Genomic DNA, 20,123 nt, shown 5'->3' on the forward strand with positions numbered 1-20,123 from the left:
GCCTCACCATACCAACAGGCCCTGGCCGATACCGTCGGTGCCGGAGCGCAAATAACCGATTATCGCCGCGGCAATGATCGCCGCCATAAAACCATCCAGACGGTCCAGCAGACCGCCATGGCCCGGAATGATCTGACTGGAGTCCTTCACGCCGAATTGGCGCTTCAGCGCAGATTCGAACAGATCGCCTGCCTGGGATATGACCGAGATCACGATCCCCAGCAACACCATCGGCGCCAGTCTACCGTATCCCGACACCGCAAAAGCGCTCGAAAACAACGCGCTGCCCACGATTCCGCCGACCGCCCCGGACCAGGTCTTCTTCGGGCTGACACGAACCCACAGCTTGGGACCGCCGACACCGCGGCCGACGAAGTATCCCAGAATGTCGGTGATCCAGACCACCAGAAACACGAAAATCAGCGCAACGAAGCCGTGGGTCGGATCGCGGCGCAGTAGAATACAGGCGAGCAACGCAGCGCCGGTGTAAGCAAGCCCGATCGCACTCCAGGAACGCAGGCTCCGCGCCGAGAACAGGAACATCGCGAACAATCCGAGCGCGATGGCCAGGTTCGCGATCTCCCAGTTGTCGACCGCCGCCGCTAATCCCGCCGCAGCGAGCGCGAGAAAACCCCACATCAAGACGTTGGGGCGGAGATTGTCGACAATCATCAGCCATTCGCCGAACAGGCCGATGACCGTGATCGTCACCAGCCCCGCCCAGAACCAGCCTCCGAACCAGGCCGCAGCAATCGCCAGCGGCACCAGCACAACGGCTGCCATCACGCGCTTTGCAAGATTGGACTGAAGCCCGGTGGGCTCCGGGGGCGGATCAGGATGTTGAGCGTTGCCGCCAGCCGCGGTCGGATCAGCCACGACAGTCACGATCCCGTCTTGGCGGCAAGGCCGCCAAACCTGCGCTCGCGGCGCGCGTATTCATTGATCGCATTGCTCAGCGCCGCCTTGTCGAAATCCGGCCAGTGCACAGGGACGAAAACGAATTCGCTATAGGCCGCCTGCCACATCAGGAAGTTGGACAACCGCTGTTCGCCGGACGTGCGGATGATCAGATCAGGATCGGGAAGCTCCGACGTATCGAGATAGCTCTCGATGGCCGCGGCATCGATCGTCGTCGGATCACGCTCGCCGGAAGCCACCTCCTGCGCGAGACGCTGCGCCGCGCGCGCGATCTCCTGACGCGAACCATAGTTGAAAGCGACGACCAGCGTGAGGCGCGTGTTGTTGCGGGTCAATTCCTCGGCTTCGGTCAACAGCGCGACGATATCAGGATCGAGGCCGCCGCGTTCGCCGATGATCCGTACGCGCACGCCATCGCGATGCAGATCGGCAAGATCGTTCCGGATGAAGCGCCGCAGCAGGCCGAATAGATCGCCGATCTCTTCCGCTGGCCGCGACCAATTCTCCGACGAAAACGAAAAGATCGTCAGATAGGAGATTCCAAGCTCTCCGGCGCCGCGCACAACCCTGCGGAGCGCCTCGACCCCGCGCCGATGCCCCTCGCCGCGCGGCAACCCGCGCGCAGCAGCCCAGCGCCCATTCCCGTCCATGATGATCGCAACATGGCGCGGCACGTCGGCCGGTGCAGAAGCCGGAGCCAAAGACGCGGTTTCGGTAGGCACGGTGCTCATCCTAGACCGTCATGATCTCCTTTTCCTTGGTCGCCAGCAGTTGATCGACCTCGGCGATCGCGCTGTCGGTCGCCTTCTGCACGTCGCCCGACAAACGCTTCTCGTCGTCTTCGGAAATCTTGTGGTCCTTCTCGAGCTTCTTGAGCGTATCGAGCCCGTCACGTCGAACATGGCGGACCGCAACACGCGCCGCTTCGGCATATTTGTGCGCGACTTTCACCAGTTCCTTGCGGCGCTCCTGGTTGAGCTCCGGAATCCGCAGGCGGATCACCTGGCCCTCGGTGGCGGGGCTGAGGCCGAGATTGGAATTGACGATCGCCTTCTCGACGGCATGCACCATCGATTTGTCCCACACCTGCACGGACAGCAGCCGCGCCTCCGGAACGCTGACGGTCGCCACCTGGTTGAGCGGCATGTGCGAGCCATAAGCCTCGACCTGGACCGGCTCCAGCATCGAAATCGCCGCACGGCCGGTACGCAGACCGCCCAGCTCATGCTTGAGCGACGCGGTCGCGCCCTGCATGCGGCGCTTCAGATCGTTGATGTCGAATGTCGCGGACGACATGTCCCTCTCCTTCGCAAGCTTCTCGTTCGGCATCGCCATGACAGCGAGCGAAGGCAACCGCCCTGCTCAACCGGCAACGATGGTGCCTTGTCCCGTGCCATTCAAGATGGCGCCGATCGATCCGGATTCGGCAATTGAAAATACGATGATAGGCATCGCGGTATCGCGGGCAAGGGCGAATGCCGTGGCATCCATCACCTTGTAGCCACCTTCCAGCGCCTGCGAGTGGGTCAGCCGATCAAACCGCGTTGCCTTCGGGTCCTTCTTCGGATCGGCAGAATAGACGCCATCGACATTGGTCGCCTTCAGGACCGCATGCGCACCGATTTCGGCGGCACGCAGCACCGCTGTCGTGTCGGTGGTGAAGAACGGATTGCCGGTGCCGCCCGCAAGCAGCACGATACGATTCTCGGACAGGTATTTGTGCGCCGCACTACGGGTGAACAGTTCGCACACCTGCGGCATCACGAAAGACGAAAGCGCCCTCGCCGGCTGGCCGCGCCGCTCCAGCGCCGATTCCATCGCCAGGCAGTTCATCACTGTGGCCAGCATCCCCATGGTATCGCCGCGCGGACGCGAAACGCCGCGCGAAGAGACCTCGACACCACGAAAGATGTTTCCGCCGCCGATCACCACCGCAAGCTCGACACCGAGTTCATGCGCCGCGATCAGATCATCGGCGATACGATCGATGGTCGGCTGGTGGATCCCGAATGGCTGATCTCCGGCGAGATACTCGCCGGAGAGCTTGACGACGACACGCCGATACTTCGGCTCAGCCACTCTCTGCTCAGGCATGGCGCGATCACTTTCTTCTGACGCGCAGCAACCCTACAACGCCGATACCTTAGCCGGCAGCCTTTTGCCCGCTGGCAGCCGCAACCTCGGCAGCGAAGTCTGATTCCTGCTTCTCGATTCCCTCGCCCAGAGCATAGCGCACAAAGCCGGCAATCTTCACCGGCCCGCCGACCTTACCCTCGGCTTCCTTGATTGCCTGCGCGACGGACTTGCCGCTATCGTGGATAAACGCCTGCTCGAGCAGGCAGACTTCCTTGTAGTAGGTTTTCAGACCGGATTCGACGATCTTCTCGATCACGTTCTCCGGCTTGCCCTGCTGACGATATTTGTCCGCAAGGATGTCCTTCTCGCGGCTGACCACCTGAGGGTCGAGCCCGGCCGCATCGATCGCCTGCGGATTTGCCGCGGCGATGTGCATTGCAATCTGCCGGCCCAGACTCGCGAGTTCGTCGGCCTTGCCGCTCGACTCCAACGCCACAATCACGCCGATCTTGCCGAGACCGTCGAACACGGCACTGTGCACGTAGCTGGCGACCACGCCGGCATTGACCGAGAGGACCGCAGCGCGACGCAGCGACATGTTCTCGCCGATGGTGGCGATGGCGTCGGCGATGGCGTTCTCAACGGTGGCGCTGCCGACCTTGGCAGCCTTGATCGCCTCGACGTCGGAACCGGTCTTGAGCGCGACCTGCGCGACCATCTTCACGAGGCCCTGGAACTGATCGTTGCGGGCGACGAAGTCGGTCTCGGAGTTGACCTCGACCATCGCACCCTTAGTGCCCTCGACGACAACACCGATCAGACCCTCGGCCGCCACGCGACCAGCCTTCTTGGCTGCCTTCGACAGACCCTTCTTACGCAGCCAATCGACCGCGGCTTCCATGTCGCCGTTGGTCTCGTTGAGCGCCTGCTTGCAATCCATCATGCCTGCGCCCGTCTTGTCGCGCAGCTCCTTGACCATCGCGGCCGTAATTGTCGCCATCGTTATGTTCCTTTGCGTAGCACAGCCGATGCCCTGAGATGGCCACCGGATCGCGCAGCATCAAGATCGTAAAGAATACGCAGGGCGCACGTATGACGCCCTGCGATAATAATTCCGGCAGAGTTACTCTGCTTCGGCGAACTTCTTCGCCTGCGCCACCCAGCTGTCGGCGCGCCCCGGAAGACCAACCGCCTCAGCAACGTGCAACGCGGTATCGTGATCGAACTCGGCCAGCTGCCAGTAGTGGAAGATACCGAGATCGTTGAGCCCCTTCTCGATCGCACCGGACACGCCGGTCAGCTTCTTGAGGTCGTCGGCAACGCCACGCGGGCCGGGCAGCCCCTGGAACTCGGGCTTGCCAGCATCCGGCAGAGCCTCCTGCACCGGAGCCTCCGACGCGCCGATATCGATACCGGCCGACCCCTGCGAACGGGAGATGCCGTCGATCACCGCACGCGCCACGAGGTCGCAGTAGAGGTTGATCGCACGACCCGCATCGTCATTGCCCGGAACCAGATAAGTGATGCCCTTCGGGTCACAGTTGGTATCAACGATCGCGGCGACCGGAATGTTGAGGCGCTGAGCCTCCTGGATCGCGATGTCTTCCTTGTTGGTGTCGATGACGAAGATCAGGTCCGGCAGACCGCCCATATCCTTGATACCGCCGAGCGAACGATCGAGCTTGTCGCGCTCGCGCTGCAGCGTCAGCCGCTCCTTCTTGGTGTACTGCGCACCTTCGGCCGAGCTCAGCACCTCGTCGAGGTGACGCAGGCGCTTGATCGAGCCGGAGATCGTCTTCCAGTTCGTCAGCGTACCGCCGAGCCAGCGCGAGTTGACGAAGTACTGCGCGGAACGCTTCGCTGCGTCAGCGACGCTGTCCTGCGCCTGACGCTTGGTGCCGACGAACAGCACGCGACCGCCCTTGGCGACGACATCGCTGACGGCCTGCAGCGCCTGGTGCAGCAACGGCACGGTCTGCGCGAGATCAATGATGTGGATGTTGTTGCGAACGCCGAAAATGTAGTTCGCCATTTTCGGATTCCAGCGGTGAGACTGGTGACCGAAATGAACGCCAGCCTCGAGCAGCTGGCGCATGTTGAAATCAGGCAACGCCATTGGTTCTTCTCCGGTTTATTCCTCCGGGAACGTGTGGGCATGTGTCCGTGCCTTGCGGCCCGGACTGCCACCGGACGGCTTTAAAAGCCATGTTCCCGTGTGAGATGGCGCGGCTTATAGCGCCCAAACCGTCCCTTCGCAAGCCCACGGGGCCAGATTTCCGAGACGTTTCAGCGCCTTGGGTTAAGTCGCTGGGACGTAAGAAAGCGTCCTGCCCGGAACCCGCGTTCTGGCGGCTGCCAGACCTCTACACGGTCTGCACGTCGACCACGCCCGGCACCGCCTTGATCGCGCCAGCGATCTGCGGCGAGACTTTGAAACGGCCCGGAAGGCGCATTTCAACCTCGGTTTCAAGGTCCAGCATCATGATCAGGGTGACCTCGCCGGCTGCCCGGTCGGAGCTCGGTTTGGCCCCCGAAGCATCGAAGCCCTTCGGCGCCGGCGGAGTGCCGCTTCCGTTGCCAACGCCGTTTTCGAGTCGTTTGGCAATGGATTCGAGCGGCTTGCTGTCCCGCAGGAAGATCTTCAGGCCCATCGTGGTCTTCGAAGCGGCCGCATCCAGCGGCTCGGCATTCAAGATTCGCGCCCGCACGTCTTCACCCTGAAGCTCGGCGCCCAGTTGCAGCAGCACGGCCGCTCCCGGTTCGAGCAGGTCGCGGAACTGGGCCAAGCCTTCCGAGAACAGAACCGCCTCGAAATGTCCGGTCGGATCGGACAAGCCGAGAATGCCCATCTTGTTGCCAGTTTTGGTCCGCCGCTCCATGCGCGAGACCACCGTCGCCGCCACCTTGCCCGCCGTCGCGCCGGATTTCACGGCCATGGTGAACTCGGCCCAGGACTGCACCCTGAGACGCTTCAGGGCGGTGGCATAGTCATCCAGCGGATGGCCCGAGAGGAAGAAGCCGACAGCGTCGTATTCCTTCTGCAGCCGCTCCTGCGGCAACCAGGGCTCGACTCCGGGCAGGATAAGCGACGGGGCGTCCGGCGCGCTGGCAAACAGACTGTGCTGACCGCTGGTCTCGGCAAGATGGTGGCTCTGGCAGGCCGCTAGAATGGCATCGGCACCGGCGAAAACCCGCGCGCGATTGGGCTCCAGGCAGTCAAAGGCACCCGCGGCGGCGAGACTTTCGATCACCCGCTTGTTCAGTGCCTTGGGCGAGACGCGCGAGGCGAAATCCGAAAGCGAGGTGAAAGCGCCGTTCTTTTGCCGCTCCTCGACAATCATCGCCACCGCTTGCGGGCCGACCCCCTTCAAAGCTGCAAGCGCATAGTAGATCGTCTCGTTGGCGACGTCGAAATGCACGCCCGACTGGTTGATCGACGGCGGCTCCATCTTCACGCCGAGCCGCATGGCCTCCGCGCGGAATTCCGACAGCTTGTCGGTGTTGTTCAATTCTAGCGTCATCGACGCGGCAAGGAACTCCACCGGATGATGCGCCTTCATGTAGGCGGTCTGGAACGAGACCAGCGCATAGGCCGCCGCGTGGCTCTTGTTGAAGCCGTAGTCGGCAAACTTCGCCAGCAGCTCGAAGATCGCGTCAGCCTGTGCCTTGGGTATTCCGCGTTCGATCGAACCGGACACGAAGCGCTCGCGCTGCTTCTCCATCTCCTGGCGAATCTTCTTACCCATCGCGCGGCGCAACAGGTCGGCTTCGCCGAGCGAATAGCCGGCCATCACCTGCGCGATCTGCATCACCTGCTCCTGGTAGATGATGACGCCGAACGTCTCCTTCAGGATCGGCTCCAGGATCGGGTGCAGATACTCCGGCTCCTCCTCGCCGTGCTTGCGCGCGCAATAGGTCGGGATGTTCGCCATCGGACCCGGACGATAGAGAGCGACCAGCGCGATGATGTCCTCGAAGCGGTCGGGCCGCATTTCGACCAGCGCCCGCCGCATGCCCTGACTTTCCACTTGGAACACGCCGACCACTTCGCCACGCGCCAGCATGGCGTAGCTGGCGGCATCATCGATCGGCAAACTGCCGATGTCGATCTCGACATTGCGTTGGCGCACGAGCTTCACCGCGACATCGAGAACAGTGAGCGTCTTCAGGCCGAGGAAGTCGAACTTGACGAGACCAGCCGGCTCCACCCATTTCATATTGAATTGGGTGACCGGCATGTCCGATTTCGGATCGCGATAGAGCGGCACGAGCTCGCTCAAGGGACGGTCGCCAATGACGATACCTGCGGCATGGGTCGAGGCGTGCCGTGTCAGACCTTCAAGCTTCTGCGCAATGCTGAAGGCTTGAGCAATGACAGGATCGCTGTCGCGGAACGCCTGCAGCTTCGGCTCGCCCTCGATCGCCGCGGCCAGCGTCACCGGCGCTGCCGGATTTTGCGGCACGAGTTTCGTCAGCTTGTCGACCTGCCCATAAGGCATCTGCATGACGCGGCCAACGTCGCGCAGCACACCGCGCGCCTGCAGCGTACCGAAGGTGATGATCTGGGCCACCTGATCGCGGCCGTAACGATCCTGCACGTAGTCGATCACCTCGCCACGACGATCCTGGCAGAAGTCGATGTCGAAGTCCGGCATCGAGACGCGATCCGGATTGAGGAATCGCTCGAACAGCAGGTTGAAGCGGAGCGGATCGAGGTCGGTGATCGTCAGCGAATACGCTACTAGCGAGCCGGCACCCGAACCGCGACCCGGCCCGACCGGAATGCCGTGCGCCTTCGCCCATTTGATGAAGTCCGACACGATCAGGAAGTAGCCGGGATACTTCATGCGCTCGATCACCGAGAGTTCGAACGCCAGCCGCTCGCGGTAAGCGGCCTCGTCCACGCCCGGCGCATAGCCGTGCTTGGCAAGGCGGCGGGTCAACCCCTCCTCCGCCTGGCGACGCAATTCGGCGGCTTCCTCCGCTTCGGCGTCTGCGGCGCTCGTCTCACCGCCGACGGTGAAGCGCGGCAGAATCGGCTTGCGGGTGCGCGGGCGATAAGCGCAGCGCTGGGCGATTTCGACCGTCGACGCCAGCGCCTCCGGAATGTCCGCAAACAGCACCGCCATTTCCGCGCGCGTCTTGAACCGGTGGTCCGGAGTGAATTGCGGTCGGTCCGTCTCCGCAATCAGCCGCCCGCCGGCGATGCAGACAAGCGCATCGTGCGCTTCGTAGTCGTCGGCGGTCGGAAACAGCGGCTCGTTGGTGGCGACCAGCGGTAGGCCCTTGGTGTAGGCGAGATCGATCAGCCCGCCTTCTGCGCGCCGCTCGATCTCAAGCCCGTGCCGCTGCAGCTCCACATAGAGCCTGTCGCCAAACAGCTCCATAAGCCGGTCGCAGCGGGAGGCGGCAACCGCCGACTGGTCCGCCGTGATCGCCATCGAGATCGGCCCGGCGGGGCCACCGGTGAGCGCGATCAGATCGTCGGTCTCGCCGTTCAGCCAATCGAGCTTGATGTGCGGAGCCTGATGCGTCGGCGTTTCCAGGAACGCGCGCGAGTTAAGCCGCATGAGGCTGCGATAACCCGCCTCGCGAGCAGCCAATAGGATGATCCGTGCTGGCGCCGTCAGCACCGAGCGCGAGCCCGCCTCCTGGTCAGCGAAGTCGACCGCCAGCGCGCAACCGACAATCGGCTGAATGCCGTAACCGGCAAGCTTCTCGGAAAATTCCAACGCACCGAACATGTTGTCGTTGTCGGTCAACGCCAGCGCCGGCTGGTGATCCTTCTTGGCAAGCTCCGCAAGCTTGCTGATGGTGATCGCACCGTGCAGCAGCGAATAGGACGAGCGCACGTTGAGGTGGATGAAGCCGGGGCTGCTCGCGGGGCTTGGCATTGGCGTACTCTCGCGCAGAAAGCTGATCCTGTTTCAGAGCCTCAGCTTTGCCGCTCATGTCATTGTTCGGGCGGGATCATCCTAGAACGATGATTCCGTACCGTCGGCGGGTTCCGGAACCGTCGTCACACGGGAATCATCCCTCGATCACCGAAGGCTACACCGAACCGACGCAGCGATGGCGTGCCCTCGCCTCCATCCCTGTCCGCCCCGCCGCCGGCTGGCAACCTGCCGTCGCCGCTTTTCCCCAGAAGGCCGTATCAGGTGCAGATTGGGACGTCGTTGGCGATCCTCGCCCGCCATTCGATCAAGCCCGATCGCTGCCAGGCTTAGCGCGGCGTGCGATTTCGGACAGCCGGCGACTGCACCGGCGAGCTCGGTGGAACCGGCGGGCAATCATACTTCATTTCGAATTGCGGTTTCAAAAGCAGAGAGGAATCGGCAATCCTGCAGCCCATCCGTCCCATGCTTTCCAGGTCCTGCAACGCCGCCGCATCGAAGCGCGGTTTTCGACGGCGTGTTGTCAATCAATCCCCAGACCAACCCGGAGCCGGCTCCCTGCGCGACCGCCGCACCAGTGAGGATGTCACCATCATCTTGATGGAGCCGGCTTGTCGTAAATCCGGTAGGTGTCGTCGGGTATGGCAGCATGCTCGACGGTCACACCCCAGTACCCATCCAGGACATACGACGGTCCGGCGCAGCCAACCAGGGTCCACGCCAAAAAGGGAGCCGAAAAACAAGGATTGCGGCGCGCTTACGCGAAACAGGAAACAGCGACTGGGATCCCCATTTTCCTCCGCCTTCTGGCTGCAGTCATGGTCACCTTGCCGAGCACGCTCATTGCTCGCAGCAGGATCGCTCCCTTCGAAGGCGACGATCAGAGCTGCGGGATGACCTGCGCCCAGACGGCGATCATTCCGACAAACAGCACCACGGATGCGAGGGCGGCTGCTTCCTCCACGAACATCTTGAGCATGGGACTCTCCCGCTTCAGGAACATATGAAGAACATTGTTCCTTTTTTGTTCTAAGAGTCAAGCGGACTTATCCGATGCCCGCCGGGCCGTGATCCGATGGTTAATCGGTTTGAAGGTTATTGCTCGGCTTCGCCGCCGATAAAGGTGCACATCAGGAGAAAGGCGAAGATTGCGCTCGCCCCGGTGAGCGCATCCTGCCTGATGTCCGCACGTGAAAACCCGAGATAGTCGTGAGCAATGTAGGCCAGCGCCGCGGCGACGGCAGCGGCAGCTCCCAGAGCGATTAGGGTATGATAGCGGCCGCGGTGCGAGGGCTCAGGCATGGCAGCACTATGCGTGTTCGCTCCTTAGGCGCAAGGTGGAATTCCGCCACCCGGCGCAAGGCGGCATCTCTTCGCCGGCCACCTAGTCCAGCTCCACCACCTGCCCTTCCCGCAACGAGACCCGCCGGTCCATCCGGCCGGCAAGCTCCATGTTGTGGGTGGCGATCAGCATCGCGACGCGCGTGGCCTTCACGAGCTGGGTCAGCGCCCCGAACACGTGCTCGGCCGTGTGCGGATCGAGATTTCCAGTCGGCTCGTCGGCGAACAGAATGCGGGGTGCATTCGCCACTGCGCGGGCGATCGCGACACGCTGCTGCTCGCCGCCGGACAGTTCGGCCGGCCGGTGCGTGAGACGATCCTTCAGCCCGAGATAGGCGAGAATTTCCTCAGCGCGGCTGCTGGCCTCCGCGCGCGACAGGCCGGAGACCATCTGCGGCATCATGACATTCTCGATCGCCGTGAATTCCGGCAACAGGCGATGCGACTGATACACGAAGCCGACATCCGTCCGCCGCAGCATCGTGCGTTGCAGGTCGCTCAGGGTCGAGGTCGCGGTCCCCATCAGGTAGACCTCGCCTTCATCCGGATGCTCCAGCAGGCCAGCAATGTGCAGCAGGGTCGATTTGCCCGAACCCGATGGGGCGACCAGCGCCACGGATTGCCCGGCCCAGAGCGCAAGCTTGGCGCCCTCCAGGATCGTCAGCGTGCTCTCGCCCTGCTTATAGCGGCGGCCGACGTCATGCAGATAGACGACCGGAACCTCGCTGTCGGTTGTTTCGGCGTCACTCATACCGAAGCGCCTCGACGGGATCGAGGCGCGCTGCACGCCACGACGGATAGAGCGTTGCCAGCAGCGACAGCGTCAACGCCATCAGCACCACCGCGAAGGTTTCGCCTGTGTCCATTTCGGCGGGCAGCTTCGACAGGAAGTAAAGCTCCGGCGAAAACAGTTCGGTATTGGTCAGCCACGAGATGAATTTGCGGATCGTTTCGATGTTCATGCAGATCACGGTGCCGACCAGAAATCCGATCACGGTTCCGACCACGCCGATCGAGGCCCCGGTAATCAGAAAGATGCGCATGATCGACCCTTGCGAGGCGCCCATCGTGCGCAGGATGGCGATGTCGCTACCCTTGTCCTTCACCAGCATGATCAAGCCGGAGATGATGTTCAGCGCCGCGACCAGCACGATCAGGGTGAGGATCAGGAACATCACGTTGCGCTCGACCTGTAGCGCGTTGAAGAACGTGGCGTTACGTTGCCGCCAATCGACCATGAAGATCGGCCGGCCGGCGGCCTCGGTCACGTTCTTGCGGAAGACGTCGATCTTGTCGGGATCGGTCGTATAGACCTCGATCGCCGTGACATCGTTCGGTCGGTTGAAATATGCCTGCGCCTCGGTGATCGGCATGAAAACAAAGGCGGCGTCGTATTCGGACATGCCGATCTCGAACACTGCGGCGACGCGATAGGTCTTGTTGCGCGGCAGCGTGCCCATCGGCGTCACCGCACCCTTGGCGGCGACGATGGTGATGTTATCGCCTGCGCGCACCGAAAGCTGGTCCGCGAGCCGGCGGCCGATCGCCAGCCCCTGCCCTTCGTCAAATCCCTCCAGCGTCCCTTGCTTGATGTTGCGGGCAATGGAGGTGATGTTGGTCAGATCATCGGATCGGATGCCGCGCACGAGCACACCAGTCGCCCCGAACGGCGACGTGGCAAGCGCCTGCCCCTCGACGATCGGGGCCGCGAGGCGCACGCCCTGCACGGTGTTGATCCGGTCGGCAACCTCCTTCCAGTCGGTCAGAGGCGATTCCAGCGGCTGCACCAGCAGATGTCCGTTGAGCCCGAGAATCTTGTCGAGCAGTTCCTTCCGAAAGCCGTTCATCACCGCCATGACGATGATGAGGGTAGCCACGCCCAGCATGATCCCGAGGAAAGAGAATCCGGCGATGACGGAGATGAATCCTTCCTTCCGCCGCGCCCGCAGGTAGCGCAGCGAAATCAGCCACTCGAAGGGGGCAAACGGGCGTGTCTGGTGCGTCGCGCGCATTGCATTGTCCATCGGTGGAATTTCACACGATTCGGGCGGTTTCAAGCCGCGCTATCTGCGCAACCGGCCTCCCGATGCACAGGTCATGACGTCAGCCGGGCGACGGCATCAGCCGGGCTCAGCAGTTCGCGCGAGCCGTCGCTGCGCCGTTTGACCTCGACCTTGCCATCGGCAAGGCTTCGTGGCCCGACCATGATCTGCCATGGAATGCCGATCAGGTCCGCCGTCGCGAACTTCGCGCCCGGCCGCTGGTCGGTGTCGTCATAAAGCACATCGACGCCCTTGGCAGTCAATTCACGATAGAGCGCCTCGCAGGCGGCATCGGTATCGCTGCCGCCCTGCTTGAGGTTCAGAATGGCCGCACCGAATGGCGCAACCGCCTCCGGCCACTTGATACCGGCTTCATCATGGAAGGCTTCGATCAGCGCGCCGATCAGACGCGTCGGACCGATGCCGTACGACCCCATATGGACAGGCTGTTGGTTGCCATCCGGCCCCGTCACCAGCGCCCGCATCGGCTCGGAATACTTGGTGCCGAAGTAGAAGATATGGCCGACCTCGATACCGCGGGCGGACATCCGCACCTGTTCAGGCAATGCCTCGAACTTCGCTTTGTCGTGCATCTCAGATGTCGCAGCGTAAAGCGAGGTCCACTTATTGACGATACCCTGCAGGCCCGCCACGTCCTCGAAATTCACGTTCTCATCCGGCACGTCATAGGTGAGGTAATCGCTGTGGCAGAACACCTCGCTCTCGCCGGTGGAGGCGAGGATGATGAACTCGTGACTGAGGTCGCCGCCGATGGGGCCCGTGTCGGCAACCATCGGGATCGACTTCAGCCCCATGCGTGCGAAGGTCCGCAGATAGGCGACGAACATGCGGTTGTAGGCATGGCGCGCAGCAGCGGCATCGATGTCGAAGGAATACGCATCCTTCATCAGGAATTCGCGGCCGCGCATCAGCCCGAAGCGGGGACGCACCTCGTCGCGGAACTTCCACTGGATGTGATAGAGGTTGAGCGGCAGATCCTTGTAGGAGCGCACATAGGCGCGGAAGATCTCCGTGATCATCTCCTCATTGGTCGGCCCGTACAGCATCTCGCGTTCGTGCCGATCCTTGATGCGCAGCATCTCCTTGCCATAGTCGTCGTAGCGACCGCTTTCGCGCCACAGCTCCGCGGACTGTATCGTCGGCATCAGCAACTCGTTGCCGCCTGCGCGATTCTGCTCCTCGCGGATGATTGCGGTGATCTTGTTGAGCACGCGCAAGCCGAGCGGCAGCAGCGCATAGATGCCGGCAGCCTCCTGGCGCATCATGCCGGCACGCAGCATCAGCCGGTGCGAAGCGATTTCCGCCTCTTTCGGCGTTTCCTTCAGAATGGGCAGGAACAGACGAGACAACCGCATTGGATACTCTGGAGAATCGCAGGATCTTGAGAAATCAGGATAAGCACTGAAAGCGGAACGTTCGACAAAACACAAGGGATTGCAGGGCAGGAAAGCCCCGGAATAGTGCTGATCGGCGCTTTTCGCGAGAAATTGAGCGTGCTAACAGCGGCAAGGGCCTGATCTGTTCCCGCTGCAGCGCGTGTTTCGACGTGATTGCGGTCGCGGAGTTGGTCTGGAACGATAAGGGATGCACCGGATCGATCCGCGGGGGCGGACGTCAGGGTGCAGGGCTGAGCAGTGTACATCGCGGGGCAAAACAGGCGGATCGGACGTTGGGCGGCGCTCGTCGCGGCCTACGCTTTCGTGCTGAACGCCCTGCTAGCGACCACCCTGCTCGCCTCCGTTGCCCCGGCCAAGTCGCTCTCCGGGCTCGAGCTTTGCGTCTCGTCGCTCGATGCCAGCCATCTTCAGATCAACCTGGATGGGCAGGACAAGGCGACCAAGCGCGCCGCCGTCCACTGCCAGCTTTGCCTGCAATTGGCCGCCCCGGCCGCACTGCTGCCGCCGGCGACCGCAGACCTGCCCCGGCCGCTGGCCAGCGACCTCACCGATCGCGTTATCGCGAGCGAGACGGCGCCGGTCCGGCAACTGCCGCCCGACCATCGCCCACGAGGCCCCCCCCACCTGACCTGACGACCGGCGCCTGCTGCGCCGGACCTTCCGCGCAAATCGTCAATTCGTCCGGTGGAGATCACCCATGTTTCCCGTTTCAACGCGGGCACGCCGCCTTTGGCTGGCGTCCGCCAGCGCAGCGTGCATGCTGCCTGCATTCGCCGCAACCGCTCAAGCCCAGAACAGCCAGACGCTTCCGACCATCAGCGTCGAGGGCGAACGCCAGCAGCAGGCCGGCTCCCTCACCGTCCAAACCGCACAACAGGCTCTGAACGAAATCCGGCAGACTCCCGGCGGCGCCGCGATCGTCCGGGCCGAGGACTACAAGACCAGCACGCCGGCTGCGACCGTCAAGGACATCCTCGACTATGTGCCCGGCGTGTTCGCGCAACCCAAATGGGGCGACGACACCCGCCTGTCGATCCGCGGTTCGGGGCTCTCGCGCAACTTCCACCTGCGTGGCGTCCAGCTCTATATGGACGGCATCCCGATCAACACGGCGGACGGCTACGGCGATTTCCAGGAGATCGATCCGACCGCCTATCGATACGTCGAAGTCCACAAGGGCGCCAACGCGCTCCGCTTCGGCGCCAATGCGATGGGCGGTGCAATCAACTTCGTCACGCCGACCGGCTATGACGCGCCGCGCGCAGGCTTCAGCGCCGACGTCGGCTCGTTCGGCTTCAGCCGCATTCAGGCCAACACCGCCGGCGTCAACGGCGCGTGGGATGGCTTCCTCACCGCCTCGGGTCAGCGCGCCGACGGCTTCCGTGATCACAGCGACGGGCATGCGTTCCGCGGCAGCGGCAACATCGGCTACAAGATCACCCCCGACATCGAGACGCGCTTCTACTTCAACGGCAATTCGGTGCGGCAGCGCATTCCCGGTGCTGTGACGCGCACCAGCGCCCTGACGACACCGGAGCTTGCCGCCCCCGGCAACGTCACCAACGACCAGCAGCGCAACATCGACACGCTGCGCTTTGCCAACAAAACGACGGCCCGGTTCGGATCGACCACGGTGGAAGTCGGCGCCTTCGCCGTCGACCGCCACCTGATGCATCCGATCTTCCAGTGGCTCGACTATCAGTACGACGACTATGGCGTGTTCGGTCGCGTGAGCGACGACCGCAGCATCGGCGGTTACCGCAATCGTCTGGTCGCCGGCGTCAACGTCCACAACGGCCGCATCGACAACAAGCAGTATGCGAATATCGGCGGCTACAAGGGAGCGCTACTCTCCTCGTCGATCGACAAGTCGAAGAACAACACGTTCTACATCGAGGATTCGTTCTACGTCCTGCCGACGGTGGCCATCGTCGGCGGCACCCAATTCCTTAACGCCACGCGCGACCGGCGCGACCGCTTCCTCAGCAACGGTGATCAGTCGGGCTCAACCGAATTCAACATCTGGAGCCCGAAGGCGGGCCTGCTGTGGGATATCGATCCAAGCTGGCAGGCTTTCGCCAATGTCTCGCGCAGCGCCGAAGTGCCGAGCTTCGGCGAGAACTCGTTTGCTAATGTCACGCTGTCGAGCATCAAACCGCAGCGGGCCACGACCTATGAAATCGGCACCCGCGGCAGACGCCCTGATCTCACCTGGGATCTGGCGCTGTATCGGGCCGACATCGACAATGAGTTGCTCTGCCTGACCAATCCGAACACACCTGGCGCCTGCAACGTCGTCAATGCGCAGAAGTCGTTCCACCAGGGCATCGAGGCCGGGCTTGGTTTCGCCTTGCTGAAGTCCCTATTCGTCGAAGGCGATGCGCCCGATCGGCTTTGGCTAAACCTCGCCTACACCTTCAATGACTTTCACTTCCGCAACGATCCGCTCTACGGCAACAATGCCATTCCGGGCGCACCACCGCACTATCTGCGGGCCGAGTTGCTTTATCGGCATCCCACCGGGTGGTTTGCCGGCCCCAACCTCGAATGGGTGCCGCAGTCCTACTATGTCGATAGCGCCAACACCCTGCGCACCAAGCCATACGCACTTCTGGGTGCAAAGATCGGCTATGACAACTCTCAGTGGTTTTCGGCCTATATCGAGGGCCGCAATCTCACCAACATCAAGTACATCGCCAGCACCAGCATCGCCGAGCGAGCGAATCTGTCTTCGATGCTGTTCGAGCCGGGATCGGGTCTCGCAATCTTCGCGGGCATGAAGTTCAAGATGAACTGATCCGCGTCGATCACATGCAGATGAAAACCTCAGGAAAAACAATGGATTTCTCGCTGCCGAGAAAATGGACAATTGTTGCCGAAATTGGTGACAGCACGAAATTTCTTGGCTACGATGATGATCTCAGATTGGTTCGGCCTCGCGCTCGTCCCCGTCTGGTGGTCCAAGTCTCGGGAGGAGCCCTGACGCGTTCAACAGCGTCACCCCTGGTCAAGTACGAAAAAGACCGCTCAGGGATAATCGGGTCGACACAAGTTGCAGCAGGGCGAGCGCCCTGCTTTTTTTTGCCTTGTCGTATCTTCGATCAGTTGTGGTTGTTCGATCAGTTGTGGTTGGCATATGCACGTCCGCGCATGGGACACGCCCAGCGCGGTTCAGCTGCTGCCTAAGCATGATCGTTGAGGATAGCGGCAACCCGTCTTGCTCCGGTGCAGCCGTTCCGATCAGGACTTTAGACGCGAAAACCCATCCACTGCGACAGCAATTCCAGGCTTATGAATCCGGTCCGGAATGAAAACCAGCCAGCGGCGAACAGGATCGCCGAGATCAGGGTGGTCCAGAGAAGCTTCGCCCGCATGCCGGCGACGATAGGTGCACCAGGGTCAGTGCCCTCGACGGCACCACCCTCTTCCGCCTGACTGCGTATGCCGAACGGAAGCACCGCGAACAGGACAACCCACCAGACGACAAAGTAGATCGCCAGCGCCGAACTGATCGTCATCGCGGATCAGACTTGCTCGATTTCAACGAGGGCGCCGGAGAAATCCTTCGGATGGAAGAACAGCACCGGCTTGCCATGCGCGCCGATTTTCGGTTCGCCATCGCCCAGCACCCGCGCGCCGGCTGCCTTCAACTGCTCCCGCGCCGCGAGAATATCTTCGACTTCGTAGCAGACGTGATGAATGCCGCCGTCGGCATTCTTCTCGACGAACTTGGCGATCGGAGAAGCCTCGCCCAGCGGCTCGATGAATTCGATTTTCGTGTTCGGCAGATTCACGAAAACGGTGACGACGCCGTGTTCGGGCAGCGGCACGGCCTCCGAGATGTCAGCGCCGCAGGCGCGATAGATCTCGGCCGCCTTCAGCGCGTTCGGCACAGCAATCGCGACATGGTTCAGGCGCCCGATCATCTCGTTACTCCTCCAATGACGATCCGACTTTTGCCGCCGGATCGCACTCCTCCTCAAACCGTCAAGACCTGCACCTGGCAGACCGGCTTCTTGCCCCATGCGGCATTGACCTCAGACCGCACCGCGCGGCGAACGCTCTCGGCCAGCGCATCAGGATCGCGCCGGCGTGCACGCGGCAAGCTCTCGAACGTGGACATGACCGTAGCATAAACCCGGTCGTCGATCAGCTTGCCATCGGCATCCCGTTCCGGCACGCCGAGCAGATCGACCTGCGGATCGTCCGCAAGTTCGCCCTTGTCGGTGATCGCGAGCGCGACGAACACCGCGCCCGAAAACGACATCCGCCGCCGCTCGACCACCGCCCGCGCCTGTTCGGTCTCCAACAGGAAACCGTCCTTGTACAGACGGCCATGCGGCAGTTCGTCGATCACGCCGGGATCGCCCGGGCCGAATTTGACCAGATCGCCATTGCCGCAAACGATCACCTTCGGTACGCCCGCCTGGCGCGCGAGCGCTGCGTGTTCGGACAGATGCAAAGCTTCTCCATGGGCAGGAACCAGAATTTGCGGTTTCACCCAGGAAATCATCTCGCGCAGTTCGTCGCGGCGCGGATGACCCGAAACATGCACCAGATGGGTGCGATCGGTGATGACCTCGATCCCCTGCGACACCAGACCGTTGATGATCCGGCCGACCGCCTTCTCATTGCCCGGAATCGTCCGCGAGGAGAAAATCACGCGATCGCCCTTGTTGAGCGTCACCTGGGGATGGTCATCGTTGGCGATCCGCGCCAGCGCCGCGCGCGGCTCGCCCTGGCTGCCCGTACACAGGGCCAACACCTTGTCCGGCGGGAAATGGCCATAGAAGCGCGCGTCGCGGAACTCCTGCACGCCATCGAGATAACCGGTTTCGCGCGCGACCTGCACCACGCGCTCCATCGCCCGGCCGATCACGACCACCTCCCGCTCGGCCAGCCGTGCAGCATCCGCGATGGCCTTGATGCGGGCGACGTTTGAGGCGAACGTTGTCACCGCGACCCGCCCCCGCGCCGATTTCACCAGCCCGGCCAATGCGGCTGCAACCTCGGTCTCCGACGGTGAACGCCCATCGCGAACCGCGTTGGTGGAATCACCAACCAGGGCGAGAACCCCCTCCTCGCCGATCTCGCGCAAGCGCTTCTCGTCGGTCGGCAGACCGATTACCGGGGTCGGATCGATCTTCCAATCGCCAGTATGCAGCACCGTCCCCGCCGACGTGCGGATCGCCAGCGCGTTCGATTCCGGAATCGAGTGCGCGACCGGCACAAATTCGACGTTGAAGGGGCCAATGTCGATGCGCGCGCCGACCGGAACGACGTTGACGGGAATGTCCGGTGCGTTGGGCTCGCCTTCGCACTTTGCCGCAAACAATGCCGCCGAGAACGGCGTCGCGTAGATCGGCACCTTCAGCTTCGGCCATAGATCGATGATGGCGCCGAAGTGATCCTCATGAGCATGGGTCAAGACCAGCGCCAGCAGGTTCTTCCGCTCCTTCTCCAGGAACGTGATGTCCGGCAGGATCAGATCGATCCCCGGCAGATGCTCCTCGTCGCCGAAGGAAACGCCAAGGTCGACGGCAAGCCAACTGCGCTGATGGCGATTGCCGAGGCCGTAGATCGACAGGTTCATGCCGATCTCGCCGATGCCGCCAAGCGGCGCGAATGTCAGTTCATCGGGCCGCGCCATCAGGCAGTGCTCGCGGGGCGCGACGACGCATCGCCGAAGAACACCTCGCCGGAGGCAATCGGCTTGCGATGACCCTCCGGCGTCAAAATGATCAAATGACCATTCTCGTCGATGGTCTCGAATACCCCGGCAAGAGTATGACCTCCGACGTGAACGCTGATCGGCTTGCCGACGCCCGCGGCATACCCCAACCAGCGGGTGCGAAGGCTTGCCATGCCCCGGCCGTTATCCCAAAGTCGCCTGCTCTCGACCCAGCTGTCGGAGAACGCCTGGAAAAGCTGCTCCGCCGAAATCGAAAAGCCTGCGCCGTCGAGCGAGGCGGCCGGATATGGCGTGCCTTGCGGCGCGCTGACGATGTTCGTGCCGATACCGACCACCACGGCTAGCCGCCCGTCCGCCACCGTTTCAGCCTCGAGCAGGAGACCGCACAGCTTGGCCCCGTTCAGAAGCACATCGTTGGGCCACTTCAGCTCGGCGCCCACCCCCAACGAGCGCAACGCCTCCACCATCGCCACGCCGGACGCAAAACCGAGCGTTGCCGCAATCGCAGGCGAAACGTCCATCACTTCGAGAATGCTGGAAGCCAGATTGCCGCGCGGCGAAACCCAGGCACGGTTGCGACGGCCGCGGCCGCTGACCTGATGATCCGTCACGAGCCAGAGCGGACCGCGCTCGCCGCTGCGCGCGCGCTCCAGACCTTCCGCGTTCGTGGAACCGATGCTGTCGAACGAAGCCAGCCGGTAGCCAGAGGATTGCGCGAGCGGGCCGAGCGCGAATGCCATCG

The 20,123-nt window shown here is 62.7% G+C and carries 18 protein-coding genes; 3 read left to right on the forward strand and 15 right to left on the reverse strand.

Going from position 1 to position 20,123, the window contains the following annotated elements; all coding sequences use genetic code 11:
• Positions 1 to 3: 3 nt before the first annotated feature.
• The 11 genes from X566_RS20735 to proS form a co-directional block, all read right to left on the reverse strand.
• Positions 4 to 876, reverse strand: coding sequence for a phosphatidate cytidylyltransferase (locus tag X566_RS20735; protein WP_034472638.1), 873 nt, complete (start codon positions 874 to 876; stop codon positions 4 to 6).
• Positions 877 to 881: 5 nt separating this feature from the next.
• Positions 882 to 1,649 carry an isoprenyl transferase gene (locus X566_RS20740; RefSeq protein ID WP_051444396.1) on the reverse strand — a complete coding sequence of 256 codons (768 nt, stop codon included), beginning with the start codon at positions 1,647 to 1,649 and terminating at the stop codon, positions 882 to 884.
• Position 1,650: 1 nt separating this feature from the next.
• A complete protein-coding gene (frr, locus tag X566_RS20745) occupies positions 1,651 to 2,214 on the reverse strand; it encodes a ribosome recycling factor (RefSeq protein WP_034472644.1) in 564 nt (187 codons plus the stop codon).
• 66 nt (positions 2,215 to 2,280) lie between these two features.
• Positions 2,281 to 2,997, reverse strand: a complete 717-nt coding sequence (gene pyrH / locus X566_RS20750) for a UMP kinase (protein ID WP_034471166.1) — start codon at positions 2,995 to 2,997, stop codon at positions 2,281 to 2,283.
• A 64-nt stretch (positions 2,998 to 3,061) separates the two neighbouring features.
• Positions 3,062 to 3,994 carry a translation elongation factor Ts gene (tsf, locus tag X566_RS20755; RefSeq protein WP_034471167.1) on the reverse strand — a complete coding sequence of 311 codons (933 nt, stop codon included), beginning with the start codon at positions 3,992 to 3,994 and terminating at the stop codon, positions 3,062 to 3,064.
• 123 nt (positions 3,995 to 4,117) lie between these two features.
• Complete coding sequence (locus X566_RS20760; RefSeq protein WP_034471168.1) at positions 4,118 to 5,110, reverse strand: 30S ribosomal protein S2; 993 nt, start codon at positions 5,108 to 5,110, stop codon at positions 4,118 to 4,120.
• A 247-nt stretch (positions 5,111 to 5,357) separates the two neighbouring features.
• On the reverse strand, positions 5,358 to 8,888 hold the full coding sequence (gene dnaE, locus X566_RS20765; protein WP_034471169.1) for a DNA polymerase III subunit alpha: 3,531 nt from the start codon (positions 8,886 to 8,888) through the stop codon (positions 5,358 to 5,360).
• Between the two features lie 1,095 nt (positions 8,889 to 9,983).
• Positions 9,984 to 10,190, reverse strand: coding sequence for a hypothetical protein (locus tag X566_RS20770; protein WP_034471170.1), 207 nt, complete (start codon positions 10,188 to 10,190; stop codon positions 9,984 to 9,986).
• Positions 10,191 to 10,272: 82 nt separating this feature from the next.
• Positions 10,273 to 10,980, reverse strand: coding sequence for an ABC transporter ATP-binding protein (locus X566_RS20775; RefSeq protein WP_034471171.1), 708 nt, complete (start codon positions 10,978 to 10,980; stop codon positions 10,273 to 10,275).
• Entirely contained in the window at positions 10,973 to 12,241 is a 1,269-nt protein-coding gene (locus tag X566_RS20780; RefSeq protein ID WP_152540006.1) for a lipoprotein-releasing ABC transporter permease subunit, read from the reverse strand. The genes X566_RS20775 and X566_RS20780 overlap by 8 nt, the downstream gene beginning before the upstream one ends.
• 83 nt (positions 12,242 to 12,324) lie before the next feature.
• Positions 12,325 to 13,647, reverse strand: coding sequence for a proline--tRNA ligase (gene proS, locus X566_RS20785; protein ID WP_034471174.1), 1,323 nt, complete (start codon positions 13,645 to 13,647; stop codon positions 12,325 to 12,327).
• Between the two features lie 279 nt (positions 13,648 to 13,926).
• On the opposite strand from proS, the gene X566_RS20790 reads away from it, so the two are divergent.
• The 3 genes from X566_RS20790 to X566_RS24845 all read left to right on the forward strand — a co-directional run bounded on the left by X566_RS20790 (position 13,927) and on the right by X566_RS24845 (position 16,875).
• A complete protein-coding gene (locus X566_RS20790; RefSeq protein WP_034471176.1) occupies positions 13,927 to 14,322 on the forward strand; it encodes a DUF2946 family protein in 396 nt (131 codons plus the stop codon).
• 64 nt (positions 14,323 to 14,386) lie between these two features.
• The gene (locus X566_RS20795) at positions 14,387 to 16,486 is read left to right on the forward strand and encodes a TonB-dependent receptor domain-containing protein (protein WP_034471178.1); all 2,100 of its coding nucleotides are present in this window, start codon (positions 14,387 to 14,389) and stop codon (positions 16,484 to 16,486) included.
• Positions 16,487 to 16,500: 14 nt separating this feature from the next.
• Entirely contained in the window at positions 16,501 to 16,875 is a 375-nt protein-coding gene (locus tag X566_RS24845) for a hypothetical protein (RefSeq protein ID WP_152540007.1), read from the forward strand.
• A gap of 62 nt (positions 16,876 to 16,937) precedes the next feature.
• Here X566_RS24845 and X566_RS20800 read toward each other — a convergent pair whose 3' ends face one another.
• Genes X566_RS20800 through X566_RS20815 form a run of 4 tightly spaced genes read right to left on the reverse strand, consistent with a single transcriptional unit; the run spans position 16,938 to position 20,121 of the window.
• Positions 16,938 to 17,207, reverse strand: coding sequence for a DUF1467 family protein (locus X566_RS20800; RefSeq protein ID WP_034471180.1), 270 nt, complete (start codon positions 17,205 to 17,207; stop codon positions 16,938 to 16,940).
• Between the two features lie 6 nt (positions 17,208 to 17,213).
• Positions 17,214 to 17,615 (reverse strand): methylmalonyl-CoA epimerase, encoded by a 402-nt coding sequence (mce, locus tag X566_RS20805; RefSeq protein ID WP_034471182.1) that lies wholly within the window; start codon positions 17,613 to 17,615, stop codon positions 17,214 to 17,216.
• 53 nt (positions 17,616 to 17,668) lie between these two features.
• The gene (locus tag X566_RS20810; RefSeq protein ID WP_034471184.1) at positions 17,669 to 19,339 is read right to left on the reverse strand and encodes a ribonuclease J; all 1,671 of its coding nucleotides are present in this window, start codon (positions 19,337 to 19,339) and stop codon (positions 17,669 to 17,671) included.
• A complete protein-coding gene (locus X566_RS20815) occupies positions 19,339 to 20,121 on the reverse strand; it encodes a biotin--[acetyl-CoA-carboxylase] ligase (protein ID WP_034471186.1) in 783 nt (260 codons plus the stop codon). Before X566_RS20815 ends, X566_RS20810 begins: the two co-directional genes overlap by 1 nt.
• Positions 20,122 to 20,123: the final 2 nt, after the last annotated feature.

It is taken from the genome of Afipia sp. P52-10 (genome assembly GCF_000516555.1).
In the GTDB taxonomy this organism is placed as follows: Bacteria; Pseudomonadota; Alphaproteobacteria; order Rhizobiales; family Xanthobacteraceae; genus P52-10.

Excerpts from the sequence above, each read along its gene's own strand:
- X566_RS20740 (WP_051444396.1), bottom strand. The coding sequence starts at position 1,649 with ATGAGCACCGTGCCTACCGAAACCGCGTCTTTGGCTCCGGCTTCTGCA.
- frr (WP_034472644.1), bottom strand. The coding sequence starts at position 2,214 with ATGTCGTCCGCGACATTCGACATCAACGATCTGAAGCGCCGCATGCAG.
- tsf (WP_034471167.1), bottom strand. The coding sequence starts at position 3,994 with ATGGCGACAATTACGGCCGCGATGGTCAAGGAGCTGCGCGACAAGACG.
- X566_RS20760 (WP_034471168.1), bottom strand. The coding sequence starts at position 5,110 with ATGGCGTTGCCTGATTTCAACATGCGCCAGCTGCTCGAGGCTGGCGTT.
- dnaE (WP_034471169.1), bottom strand. The coding sequence starts at position 8,888 with ATGCCAAGCCCCGCGAGCAGCCCCGGCTTCATCCACCTCAACGTGCGC.
- X566_RS20770 (WP_034471170.1), bottom strand. The coding sequence starts at position 10,190 with ATGCCTGAGCCCTCGCACCGCGGCCGCTATCATACCCTAATCGCTCTG.
- X566_RS20775 (WP_034471171.1), bottom strand. The coding sequence starts at position 10,980 with ATGAGTGACGCCGAAACAACCGACAGCGAGGTTCCGGTCGTCTATCTG.
- X566_RS20780 (WP_152540006.1), bottom strand. The coding sequence starts at position 12,241 with ATGCGCGCGACGCACCAGACACGCCCGTTTGCCCCCTTCGAGTGGCTG.
- proS (WP_034471174.1), bottom strand. The coding sequence starts at position 13,647 with ATGCGGTTGTCTCGTCTGTTCCTGCCCATTCTGAAGGAAACGCCGAAA.
- X566_RS20795 (WP_034471178.1), top strand. The coding sequence starts at position 14,387 with ATGTTTCCCGTTTCAACGCGGGCACGCCGCCTTTGGCTGGCGTCCGCC.
- X566_RS24845 (WP_152540007.1), top strand. The coding sequence starts at position 16,501 with ATGCAGATGAAAACCTCAGGAAAAACAATGGATTTCTCGCTGCCGAGA.
- X566_RS20800 (WP_034471180.1), bottom strand. The coding sequence starts at position 17,207 with ATGACGATCAGTTCGGCGCTGGCGATCTACTTTGTCGTCTGGTGGGTT.
- mce (WP_034471182.1), bottom strand. The coding sequence starts at position 17,615 with ATGATCGGGCGCCTGAACCATGTCGCGATTGCTGTGCCGAACGCGCTG.
- X566_RS20810 (WP_034471184.1), bottom strand. The coding sequence starts at position 19,339 with ATGGCGCGGCCCGATGAACTGACATTCGCGCCGCTTGGCGGCATCGGC.
- X566_RS20815 (WP_034471186.1), bottom strand. The coding sequence starts at position 20,121 with ATGGCATTCGCGCTCGGCCCGCTCGCGCAATCCTCTGGCTACCGGCTG.